Below are 12,381 nucleotides of genomic sequence, written 5' to 3' on the forward strand. Positions count from 1 at the left end.
CTTATTCGACCATCAATATGAATGTGGATAGTACGTATTCTCAATAGTCCCATCTTCAAATAAATTAATAATAGCATATCCAGGAGGTGTTTCTTTCACCCAATATTTCCCACCTGATTTTTCATTACCATCTTCCCACCAAAAACCGCTTAAGGCACCATTGCAAAAATAATTTACGTTGTTATAAACAATACTATCTAACAAGTGAACATGACCACTCAAACATGTTATTTTTTTGTCTTTATGCTTGTAGTACAAGTCCGTTATATAGTTACGGTCTGTGTGTGTTCCTCCATTGACACCAATAATTGGATAATGTGATAATATTAATATGTTGCTGTTATCGTCCAGTTTGGCTAAATCTGTTTCTAGCCATTTGCGTTGTTCTTCATCTAATGACCCTGCGTTTTTATTATTACTATCCAATACAATAAAATGCCAATTCCTTTTGTTAAAACTGTAGTATCTTCCTGGGGTTTCAAGTTGCTTTACGACAAAGTCTTTTCCATACATAGGGTCTGATTTGTCAGGAGCCGCCCACCACATATCATGATTTCCTAGGCAACTATGAACTTCATATTCAGAAAAATCATTTCTGAGTTCTTTCCATATGGCCCATTGTTCGTTAACACGTTCTCTTTTAATGTGTCCATAATCTGCAGCATAAATAGTATCGCCTCCATTAAGGAAAAAATCAACTTTATGTTTTTTTATATCCTTTAAACATTTCTTAAAACGGTTTGGTGCATCATGCTCCGGACGAATATGTACATCGGTAATATGAGCAACCGTCAATACTTTTTTGCTTTTCTTATTGCTTACATCAGATGTAGCATGAACAATTGGAGAAACTAAAGTAGCACCTACAGTTAAGCCTAGAGTTTTTATTAATGTTCTTCTGTCTAGTACATTTTTATTTTTTGCCATTTCTTTTAATTTTTAAATTTTTCACATATCAATCTATTCAATCAAAAAAGTGGTCAACAAAGCACTATGATCTGAAGGAAATTCAGGAAAACTTCGAATGGTGTTTGACGAGTGATGTTTAATAGTTCGTGATTTAATAGGTTTTATCTTTTTTCCTGCACTGTAAATAAAATCTATTCTAGCATAAGGGTCTTGGTACTTTGGATGAGGGTTTACATTAACTGGAATAAAACCTTGACCTGAGATATAAGTATATCCTTGACCAACTGTAGTCCAAGTATATCCTAAAGTTTCTTTAGTAATGTTAGGGTGTATAAATCTGTAAGAATCTATAAATCCGGTCTCTTTCATAGCTAATGAAGTTTTATTTGCTAAAATTCTAGAATAATTCAAACCGTTGCCTTTAGTTTCTTGTGTATAATCAAAATGTGATACGCAATTAAAATCGCCTGCTACAATTACAGGGGTCTCATCTTTGTTTGCTAAATCACTTTTGAAATCTGGATGCCGTAATAATTCTTGAATATGATTATAACGATTTTGATCCCCATTATTAAATTCCTTATCAGAAATAGACTTGTTTTTTATTTCTACAATATGTCTTCCACCACTTGTTAGCCAAATATTATAAATTCTAATTTTCTTGCCATTTGGCAATTTCACCGTTCCAGAAATAAAAGAGAACGGAGATAAATTAGTAATTCTCCCAAAATTTTCTAACGGAAAACGGCTAAAGATTGTAAGGTTCGCATCTGGTGATGGTGTGTAATAATTATAATTCAACGCTGCTGCAATATCTGATGCCGAGCCATATGTTTCAGTCATTGTGATAATATCGGCTTCACTTTCTTTTATAATTTCAATAACTCTATCTCTTCCTGTTTTTCCATTAATAGTGTATTTAGGATCTAAATTAAGTTTCCCCCATATATTCCAGGTCATCAATTTAAATTCAAAAGGTTCTGAATTTGGCGTATTTTCTAATTTTTCATCAGCTGCTCTACAGCTTACATTAAAAAGTACAGCAATTATTAAAAGAGAGAGAGTTTTATATCTAAAAATATTGTTCATTTTACGAATGTTTTTTTGTGTATAGCCACTAAGCTCCTGTAGCGCTATTACATCTGAATTTTGTCTTCTAATCCAGTCAATAGCATTTTGTTTACGTTCTTCATCCGTTCCAAATATTACATGAGATTATTTTAAGAGAATTAGCTTCTTTTTCACTCTGTTCTTGACCACAGACTTGATTTATTATTGATAGAACAAGAAGTAAACTATTAATATTTTTCATACTATTATTACCTCAGTTCTAATGTCATTAAAACTGGTAAATGATCTGAAGCTACAGGTTCATTAAGTACCTTAACATCCACAATCTCCCATGATTTTTTAGGCCTTACAAGAACATAATCTATTTGCCTATCTGGACTCACAACAGGTATGGTAAATAATTCTTCACCACCTTCTTTATTTACCCATCCTTTTTTCTTTAGCTTTTTAAGAGGCTCACTATTTGGCTCTGCATTCAAGTCTCCTGTTAAAATTAACGGCAAATTATTGTTTTCAAGAAAGCCTCTTTCTATGACATCAACTGTAGATAATCTCGCTTCTTGTGAACCGATGGATTGGGTCCAGTCAAAATGAGTATTTAAGAATCTCACTTTTGTTCCTTTTTCATAAATTGCAGATAAATCTACATCAACACCCATAACCTGATAGCGACTGGAACTTGCGCTGGGGATGGAATAATTAGCCACCCATTCAAAAGGATGTTTACTTAAAACAGCATCTCCATAACCTTTCATGGTTTCCTTAGAAGGACCAAAAATATAATGCATCCCTGTGAGTTTGCCCAAGGTTGCTGCCATGATCGAATCTCCTATTTCTTGAAGCCCTACAATATCCGGGTCTTGATCGGAAATAATTTTGGCTATTCTGGCTAAATCATATTTTTTATCCATTCCTAATCCATAATGAATATTGTAACTTAATACCTTTATGGTTTTATTTTTTGAAGCTAATCTTTTGCTTCCATTTATAAAACCAAAGGATAAGAACCCAATTATAATTAAGCTAAATATTATAACCAATGTTGAGTTGAAGCGTTTTTTCATTTTATTTAATTATCAAAAGTTAAATTCCTTTCTGTAATTGTAGGACTCATCTCATCTGCGTTGGGCATACCAATTTCTTTAGGAGTAGGTGCAATAAAACTTGTTGAGCTCCCTTCTAAATGTAGTTCGCCTCTATATGCATCCAAAGTAAGCAAAGTATATAATGGATCTTTGTAGGGGCATGTGCTCTTAACCCAAGGAAAAGCATTTTCCACATGCGGTGCAAAACGTTCTCTCTTATATTTTCCACCAACCCATTTATAGGACATGCTATTAATTTGGATATATGGAATGCCATTGATTTCCTTGACATAATCTGTATGATGATGTCCACACAAACAAGCAATAACCTTTAATTGTTTTGAAGCCGTTTTTGACTTCTCCAATATGTCCCTAATTTCTTCACCATTGGCAATGCCATGTTCTGCCTCCAAACTTTGATGTACAAAAACCACAGTTGGTTTCTGTGTTTTTTTAAGATCATCTTTTAGCCATTCCTTTTGTTCCTCACCAATATAACGATCATAACCGCTCCATGGTTTAGGGTTTTTATCATTGCCATCGAGTACAATAAAATGAAAGTCTCCCTGATCGAATGAGTAGTAACGTTCTTTCATTCCCCACCAGGCCATAGTTTGTTCTCTGGTAAAACCAGAATCACGCATATCATGATTCCCTAAAATATGATATGCAGGCCCTTCAAATTCATTCCAAACATCAAGAAAAGGTTGATTTTGTAGTTTGGGAAGCGCAAAATCACCCATTTGAATAATAAAATCGGGTTGCCTTTTTTTCATGTCATCCATAAAGAAACGTAATCTCGCATATCCATCGTGTATAACATCTTGATGTACATCGGCCACTATACCAATTTGCAACTTACTTGAACTGTTAAAATTAAATCCTGAAATTGGTAATGGTAAGGACATAGCCATACCTACTTGTCCAGACTTTTTTAAGAAACTTCTCCGATTCATCTGTTTGTTTTTTATTTTTTTAGACTTAATTATTTATATTCTCTGAATTGACAATATATGTAGGAATATATTTTTGACAAGAATTTAAAGATCAGACTAATTTCATATAATTCAAATTATTATATTATTTGTAAAAATAATTATAATTTTGGAACAACACCATCATATTTTTAATTTAATACCAGACGTTTCTGGTAACTGCTTCAATAAAAAAATAAATCCTCCTGCTTTTTAGCAGTTTAATTAAAAAAAAGCGACAATAAGAAAATACTATTGTCGCTTCTAAAAACTAATCAAAACCTGATTCAAAAGTTATGATTAAAAACTAAACTATATTACCACCCAGGGTTTTGAGTTAAGTTTGTGTTTAATGCAATTTGCTCTGGAGGCAATGGATATAAGTAATGCTTGTTCTCATCAAATGTGTTTGGGGGTGCTCCTATACCTGCATAAGGATCAACAAAACCATCAGGATCTGTGTCTATTGTGAAGCCTGCAGGATATTGCGAAGCAACAAATTTAATACCCAATACTGGCTTTAGGAAAAGCTTACCAGCTTTCCATCTCATTAAATCATCACGCCTAAAACCTTCTAACATTAATTCAACTTTGCGTTCTCTTCTTATTTCATTCAATAAAGGAGAAAGTTCTGAGAATTCAGCATTAGGATCTGCCGTTGGTGCAGCTGTTAAATGTGGCATAGCAACACGGTCTCTCAACAAGTTGACAGACACATCAAGTACAGACTGAGTACAAGTCCCTAATTCAGCATGAGCTTCAGCATAAATTAGTAAGGTTTCAGCGTATCTATATATTGGCGCATCAATTTCAATGGCATTAACTAAATCTATTTGATCTTCTCTATAGTATTTTTCAATACTATAGCCAGTACTAGTTAAATTTGGTACAGTAACTGTTCCCAAGTAATTCTCGCCTGATTTGTTCAATGTCTGATCCATTCTAGGATCACGATTAATATATTCATCTTCCATAGCGTAGTCTGGTTCATTTCCTTGATACAAGGGGCTTAAACCAATAGGCAAACCATCGGTACATAGATAAGAATCTACTGCGGTTTTTGTTAAACCATATGAGTTATCTTGAAAATATCTAGGTGTAGCATGTCCAATTCTAAGATCTACAGAATATTTTCTACCTAAAATGATTTCTTTATTTCCATTTAAATCTAAATCAATAAATAAATCCTGATATGCATTACTTCCATCATTAGAAATTTCAAATTTATCACTATCAATTACCGCTTTCGCTGCATCTCTAGCCATCTCAATAAATTCTATATCTCCAGAAATACCATGATATTTTCTAAAGGTCCCTTCAAACAGACATATACGAGCTTTTAAATGTAACGCCACTTCTTTATTAATACGCTCATCAATTCTAGTACTGCTTTTTGATGGTAAATTAGTAATTGCAAAATCTAAATCTGCAACAACATTTGCCATCACTTCTATTCGAGAAGTACGAGCCATTGATAATTCTTCTGAATCTACATCTAAAGGTTTGTCTAAATATGGCGTATCACCAAACGATTTCACTTTACCATAATAGTCCATAGCTCTAAAAAATCGAGCTTCACCTGCGTATCTGTCTTTAATAGATTGATCAATATCCGCTTGTTCATAATTAGCTAAAAAATGATTAATGCGTCTTACATCGGTATAATCCCAACCATAACCATCATCAATAGTATGCGCTCCATTTGTTCTTCTAATTCTACCTAAAGTATTTCCTGTTAGCACATCCGATTGAATATCAGCAAACGCCATACCACTTTGTGAGAATCCAGTGCCGTGACCAGTTAGGTAACGCGGGTAAAGGTCGTTTAAGTAAAGTTTTAAGTCTGACTCCGTTTTCCAGAAGTTTAAATCTCCTATTTCATCTAAAAAGGGTCTCTCTAAAAAATCATCGTTACATCCTGTAATTATGAAAAAAGTAGCAAATATGATATATATTATTTTTTTTGTTTTCATCTCAAGTTTTTTTTAATTAGAAGGTTAAATTCACGCCAAAAGAATAAGATCTTTGAAAAGGATAACTCTTACCTGAACCTGAGTTAAAACCATCTGTTGCTTCAGGATCCCATGGTACTTTTAACTTAGTTGTCTCCCATAAATTCTGTCCAGCAAAATAAACTCTCAATTTAGTCATACCTAGCTTTTCAATTACAGCTTGAGGCAATGAATAACCTAAAGTTAAATTTTTAAGTCTTAAGTAAGAAGCATTTTGCAAAAAGCGCGTTTGGGTAGAGAAATTATAGCCAGTCCCTGTAGTGTACCTAGGAAGGTAGGCATCTGTATTTTCAGGTGTCCACGCATCTAATTGCCATGACCTTAAATGGTTCCCCCATTTTGAACTAACTGGTTGAAAAACTCCAGTATTAGGTCTAAAATCACGCCTTCCAACGCCTTGAAAAAACATGTTAAAATCGAAGCCTTTGTAATCTGCACCTAGTGTGAAAGAATATCTTAATTTAGGCGAGCTATTTCCTATTACTTTAAGATCTCCAGGATTGTCTGCAGTTATATCACCTCTATTGACTACGCCATCACCGTTTAGGTCGTGATATTTAATATCACCAGCTTGCCAACCACCTCCTGAACGCCAAACAGATTGATCGTTAGAACCTCCTGGGTTTGCTGTAGCAGCTTCTTCATCTGTTTGGAATATGGACGATACATAACCCCATATTTCACCAAGTACTTGCCCTTCATACAGTCTACTAAGAACACGTGTAGGGTTGTCTACTTTTGTAATAACTCCTTTAAAATCAGATAAATTACCATTTATAAAGTAAGATACTTCACCTATTTTATCTCTCCAACCTAAGCTTAACTCCCATCCTTTGTTTCTAACAGATGCCAGATTTTCTTGAGGACCAGAAACCCCTAATAACTCAGAATAAACGTCTCTTCGTAGTAAACCATCTATATCTTTAATGAAATAATCAAAATTTAAATTAAATCTATTAGCGAATAGCCCTATATCAACACCAAAATTCTTTGTTTTTGATTCTTCCCATGTTATATTTCCAGCTGCTGGTAATGTTCCAGGAATTGTAACCCCTGGAGGTCTAGCCCCTGCAATAGAATACGATATTTCATCATCTATATTTAAAAAAGGTTCATACGGATGGTTACCTCCACCCGCTAACGCCTGATTACCCAAAGAACCATACGATACTCTAAACTTTAAATTGCTTAGGTAATCTTCAGAAAAATCCATAAATGATTCATTGGATACTCTCCATCCTAATTCAACAGAAGGAAAAAAGCCAAAGCGACCATCTTTAGGAAATTTAGAAGTTCCATCATAACGTCCAGTTGTTTTAATCATGTATTTTTCATCAAAGACATAGCTAAACCTATAAAAACTAGCTCTTACCGCCCAGTGGTCTGCACCAAATCTGGAAGTTCTTTCTCCAATTGTTACTTCTGGAATATCGCGTACTAATATATCCCTTTGTGTAGCTCCAGTATGTTCAAACTCTTTCCATTCTTGGTTATAACCAGCTAATGCTTTGAAATAATGTTTTGTTCCAAAAGTTTTTTCGTATTCTGCATAAGCATTGAAAACATAATAAAGATCATAGTCAACATCTTTGTTATAGCGATCGTCACCAGTAACATAATTTGTAATATTCCCTGGTTCCAGAATTTCGTAATCAATCTCTTTCCAATACAGGTTTCTTTGATAAAAAGAAGGGTTATATGTGAAATCACTTTTTATCTTCAAATTTTTCCCAATGTTAAAAGTCGGGGCAAATGTTAGCACAAAATCATTCCTTCTTTGTATGTCACGTCCTCCTTTATCTAAATTAGCTATTGCATTATTATCCCAGATATAATTACCCGTTGGCTCATAAGCAGTCACTTCATATTGATTAGTAGCATCGTTCCACTGCCATATTTTGTTCTCATCATTCTTCAGGGCTCTATATTGTGGCGTTCGATATATATTATTCCAAACCTCTTGACTACCATATTGAGTAGGGCTGTTCTCATGTGTGTTCGAATATCTAAGTCTAAAATCAAGGTCTATCCATTTTTTTGGTTTTAATGTAAGCGATAGATTTGCATTCAATCTAGTATACTTATCATTACCAAACTTTAAAACCCCCTTTTGATCTAAAAACCCTACAGACGCATAATAGGTTGCTTTATCATTTCCACCAGAAATATTAAAGTCATGTTTTTGTAAATGTGTCGATTTTTTAATTAACGTGCCCACATAATCTTCACTACCTGTAAATAAAAATCGGCCATCTTCTTTTCTTAACAATAACTTTGGATACTTATCAGGATCTTGCTCTCTTAATTTTATAAAATCAATCCATTGATCCATAGTTACACTTGGGCTATTGTACCAGTAAGTGAAATTTGTTAGCCCACCATCTTGTAAGGCTTGAACGTAATCTGAAGATTTTGCAAATTCTGGTAAGTTCGTTGGTTTTTGAATAGATATAGTGGAACTAATATTTACTTTCATTTGAGTATTCTTACCTTTTTTAGTGGTAATTAAAATAACTCCATTAGCAGCTCGTGCACCATAAATTGAAGCAGATGCAGCATCCTTTAATACTGATACACTAGCTACATCAGTAGGGTTAAGAAGTTCTAAATCCCCTGGTATACCATCGATAACAACTAAAGGTTCTCCTTTAGTAAAACCTGTCCAACCTCTAATGTTTATAGATGCCTGTTTACCAGGTTCACCTCCTGAAAAATTAAGATTAAGTCCTGGCAACACACCTTGTAAGCCTTCTGATAAATTAGCAATTGGCCTATCTTCCAACACTTTTCCTGAAACATATCCAACAGACCCTGTGATATTACGTGCTTTCTCTGTTCCATAACCAACAACAACAATTTCATCAAGTTCAGATGCATCTTCTTGCATTGTAATGTTAAAGACAGTGATTCCATTTACACTAATTTCTTGTGTAGCATAACCAATATAAGATATTAACAGGGATGCATTAGTATCCTTAACTGTTAAATTAAATTTCCCATCAAAATCGGTTTGCGTACCATTTTGAGTTCCTTTTTCTATAACTGTAGCACCTGCCAACGGTATACCGGAAGCATCTTTTATTGTTCCGTTTATTGGCTGCCCTTGAATATAATCTATACGTTCTCTCGGAACCGTTTTATTTAACTTTGCTTCTTTAACTAAAACAATTTGACGGTCTATAACTTTATAGGTAATATAAGTTCCTTTAAAAAGCTCATCCAGTATTTTACGGATGCGTTTTTTATTAGCTTTTATAGTAACTAATCGAAAATCGTTGATTACATTTTCGTTTCCTAAAAATCTAAATTCGCTTAACGATTCAATTTTTTCAAGAATAGTCATTATTTTCACAGACTCCATATCTAAAGAAATCTTGGTATTCTGTGAGTAACTATTGTCTGCTTTCATATAAAAAAGCGAAACAATAAACAATAGTGACGTTAATTTCATTTTCAAACTAATTTTAGAGATATCATAGAACAACATCTCCTTTATGATTTTTTTCATATTTTTGTAGTCTTAATTTAATTGGGTTAATAATCATTAATTCAATCACTTAATTAGATCGGGGAATGTTGGTCCATTTCCCGATTTTTTCGATATAAGTGATTTAGTTGTTCGATTTAAATCGTACTGGTTTACATCATAGGCATATCTTTTTTAAGGGTTATCAATTATTACATTATTTCCATCCATTTGATATGAAAATGGGTATGAGTTCTGAAATGAAATTAAAATATCTTCAATGGTTTCAGTTTCAAATTTTGCAAAAAAGCGCTGGGTATCTAAGGCTTTATAATTGTTGGTAATAGACACATCAAAATGCCTTTCTAAAATCTTTGTGATTTCTGAAAACGGCCTGATTTTAAAAACAAGCCTTCCATCAACCCATGCGATATATTCATCTATATCAATGTTTCTTATTTTAATCTTAGCATCGTTCTTATCCCAAAAAGCGATTTGATCGGGAGCCATCAATATGGCATTTTCATCATAAACAGAGTCTTTATCATATACACTAACTAATCCTTCTACTAAAACTGTATGCGCTACAAGATCTTCAGAATAAGAATTTATATTAAATTTTGTCCCCAAGACTCGTATATTCATTTCCTTGGAGTTCACAACAAAAGGATGGTCTTCATCTTTAGTCACTTCAAAATAAGCTTCTCCATCAATAAAAACTTCGCGGTTTCTATTTCTTAAAAACTTAACCGGATATTTTATAGTCGTTCCAGCATTTAAATGTACCAGAGTTCCATCTGATAATGCTAATTGAAATATTTTTCCATAGGGGACAGCTAATTCATTGTACACCAAATTTTCTACTATAGCTTCATTACTTTCTGAATCTTTAGTATAATTTAGTATTGTTCCTTCTTGTTTCCCAACAACAGTGCCGTTGGAGTCAACAATAGTTTCATCACCATTTTCAGAAATTATTTTTATATCACCGTTATCTAAGGTTAAAGTAATACTGTTTTCATTGGTTATTATATTTTGAGAAGGATAAAATTGCGACACTATATAAGAGGTTATCCCCAACATAATGATTAAGACTGCAGCAACCTTATACCATTTTCTATACAAAGAGATTATCGGTTTTTTATTAGAACCAGACTGTTTAAGAAACGCTAAATAGGCCTCATCAACACATACATCCTGAAGCGTTAAATTTAAATTATAATGGTCTCTAATATAAGCTTCAAATAGTATTTTGTTATCTTGATTCTCTAATAATTCTAATAAATTATTTTTCTCTAATGAGGTAAGCGTATTTGCGAAATATTTTGTGATTAATTCTACCAAACCAACGTTGTTTAATTTAAACTTATACTATTATAACAACTCGCTTAAAAAAAACCCTTAAGTAAATTTTGTTTATTTTTGTATTATTTGTTAAACTATTGTATCATAAGTAAATTACAAGCGTTTGAAATTGAATTGCTAAGCATCAATAAATTAAATTAAAAATATTTCTCGTAATATAGCAGAATCCTTGTTATTAGCTGTGTAGTCTTTATTCTATACGGATATATATTTTACTATTAAAAAGGATTTGAAAAACTGATTGGATTATTTTAATGGATTATAACGAACTCGTTCCTAAAATTAAACAAGGTGATAAAAAAGCTTTTAAAATTATTTTTGAAGCGTTTTACGATTCTCTAGTAGCCTATGTTACTACGTTCACAAACGACCAACAAGAAGCAAAAGATATTGTACAAAACTGCTTAATTATTTTATGGGAAAAAAGAAGTCATCTAAAAGATGACTCATTAATAAAAAATTACCTATTCAAAATTGCTTACCATCAATATATAAATCATTATAAGAAAAAACAGTATCAAGATAAGGTTCTTGATGAAATAAAACAAAAGACATTAAACGATTATATAAATGCCCCAGACGATGGCAAAAATAATACCGTTAACCGTTTACTCCATTTGATAGAAGGTTTGCCTCCAAAATGCAAGCAAGTTTTACTATTAAATAAAAAAGAAGGTAAAAAATATAAGGAAATTGCAGAATTATTAGGTGTTTCTATAAAAACCGTTGAATCTCAAATGCGAATTGCTTATCAAAAAATCAGAAAAGGTTTCAATGATGATGAGCTTATTTTGGTTTTTAGTTTCATGAAACATTTTATGAAAGCTAATTAATTATAAAAAATGTGTTTCCGAAAAAACTTGAGTAAGCGGCTAAACCATTGAGGTTGTTACCTTGTTTTAATAGGACTTCTTCTTCTCCTATTAGATAATAGCATTCTTCAGAAAGAACATATTTGAATTCATAGGCATCAGTTGTGACTTTTTTTCTTTTAGAATAGGAAGCAACATCTAATAAAGCAGCCTCAAAGCTTAGAGAAGACATTTGTTTCCCAAAAAGATATTGATACGAAAAACCAACGGCTTCATGTTCTTTTTCAATAAAGGTACTTTCTTCTTTTCTGAAAACAATAAAGTTTGAATTATTAATTTGTGGCATTCCCTAAAAGAATTTAGTTACTTCTATATCTAATGAATTTTAATAAAACAGGCAACGAAGGCATAATTATGCCATTTTCAATTCTGGAAATTAGTTCACTGGTAGCTCCTACATTCAAGGCAATGTCACTTATGGTTTTGTTGTTTGTTTTTCTAATTTCTTTAATACGTTTTCCCATTCCAATAAGAGAACCTTCCATTGTTGGTTTTTAATAATTACAAACACTTGTCTTTTGGTGTTTTATAAAAAAATAAACAACTTTTTATGAGCTTGGGTTTTATTGAGTAATAAAATATTTCATGAATATTTATGTGATAAAAATTAACTATTTGTAAACTTTC

10 protein-coding genes are annotated in these 12,381 nt (G+C 32.6%); 1 reads left to right on the forward strand and 9 read right to left on the reverse strand.

All coding sequences use genetic code 11. The annotated features are described in order from the left end of the window. Window positions 1–12 precede the first annotated feature (12 nt). The 7 genes from Q4Q47_RS08855 to Q4Q47_RS08885 all read right to left on the reverse strand — a co-directional run bounded on the left by Q4Q47_RS08855 (window position 13) and on the right by Q4Q47_RS08885 (window position 10,861). Complete coding sequence (locus tag Q4Q47_RS08855; protein WP_303306299.1) at window positions 13–927, reverse strand: metallophosphoesterase family protein; 915 nt, start codon at window positions 925–927, stop codon at window positions 13–15. A 33-nt stretch (window positions 928–960) separates the two neighbouring features. Continuing rightward, on the reverse strand, window positions 961–1,998 hold the full coding sequence (locus Q4Q47_RS08860) for an endonuclease/exonuclease/phosphatase family protein (protein ID WP_303306300.1): 1,038 nt from the start codon (window positions 1,996–1,998) through the stop codon (window positions 961–963). Window positions 1,999–2,228: 230 nt separating this feature from the next. Further along, the gene (locus tag Q4Q47_RS08865; RefSeq protein ID WP_303306301.1) at window positions 2,229–3,044 is read right to left on the reverse strand and encodes an endonuclease/exonuclease/phosphatase family protein; all 816 of its coding nucleotides are present in this window, start codon (window positions 3,042–3,044) and stop codon (window positions 2,229–2,231) included. Window positions 3,045–3,049: 5 nt separating this feature from the next. Beyond that, complete coding sequence (locus tag Q4Q47_RS08870) at window positions 3,050–4,021, reverse strand: metallophosphoesterase family protein (protein WP_303306302.1); 972 nt, start codon at window positions 4,019–4,021, stop codon at window positions 3,050–3,052. A gap of 335 nt (window positions 4,022–4,356) precedes the next feature. After that, complete coding sequence (locus tag Q4Q47_RS08875; RefSeq protein ID WP_303306303.1) at window positions 4,357–6,012, reverse strand: RagB/SusD family nutrient uptake outer membrane protein; 1,656 nt, start codon at window positions 6,010–6,012, stop codon at window positions 4,357–4,359. Between the two features lie 16 nt (window positions 6,013–6,028). Beyond that, window positions 6,029–9,559 carry a TonB-dependent receptor gene (locus Q4Q47_RS08880; protein WP_303306304.1) on the reverse strand — a complete coding sequence of 1,177 codons (3,531 nt, stop codon included), beginning with the start codon at window positions 9,557–9,559 and terminating at the stop codon, window positions 6,029–6,031. Window positions 9,560–9,712: 153 nt separating this feature from the next. Continuing rightward, window positions 9,713–10,861 (reverse strand): FecR family protein, encoded by a 1,149-nt coding sequence (locus Q4Q47_RS08885; protein ID WP_303306305.1) that lies wholly within the window; start codon window positions 10,859–10,861, stop codon window positions 9,713–9,715. A 275-nt stretch (window positions 10,862–11,136) separates the two neighbouring features. Between Q4Q47_RS08885 and Q4Q47_RS08890 the strand changes: the two genes are divergently transcribed. After that, complete coding sequence (locus Q4Q47_RS08890) at window positions 11,137–11,715, forward strand: RNA polymerase sigma factor (protein WP_303306306.1); 579 nt, start codon at window positions 11,137–11,139, stop codon at window positions 11,713–11,715. Here the strand turns inward: Q4Q47_RS08890 and Q4Q47_RS08895 are convergent. Together Q4Q47_RS08895 and Q4Q47_RS08900 are read right to left on the reverse strand one after the other, a co-directional pair. Continuing rightward, window positions 11,708–12,040: a hypothetical protein gene (locus Q4Q47_RS08895; protein ID WP_303306307.1), complete on the reverse strand. Its 333-nt coding sequence runs from the start codon at window positions 12,038–12,040 to the stop codon at window positions 11,708–11,710. The genes Q4Q47_RS08890 and Q4Q47_RS08895 overlap by 8 nt on opposite strands. 13 nt (window positions 12,041–12,053) lie before the next feature. Beyond that, window positions 12,054–12,239, reverse strand: coding sequence for a helix-turn-helix domain-containing protein (locus Q4Q47_RS08900; protein ID WP_303306308.1), 186 nt, complete (start codon window positions 12,237–12,239; stop codon window positions 12,054–12,056). Window positions 12,240–12,381 lie beyond the last annotated feature (142 nt).

This window comes from Flavivirga spongiicola (assembly GCF_030540825.1).
GTDB classification, from domain to species: domain Bacteria; phylum Bacteroidota; class Bacteroidia; order Flavobacteriales; family Flavobacteriaceae; genus Flavivirga; species Flavivirga spongiicola.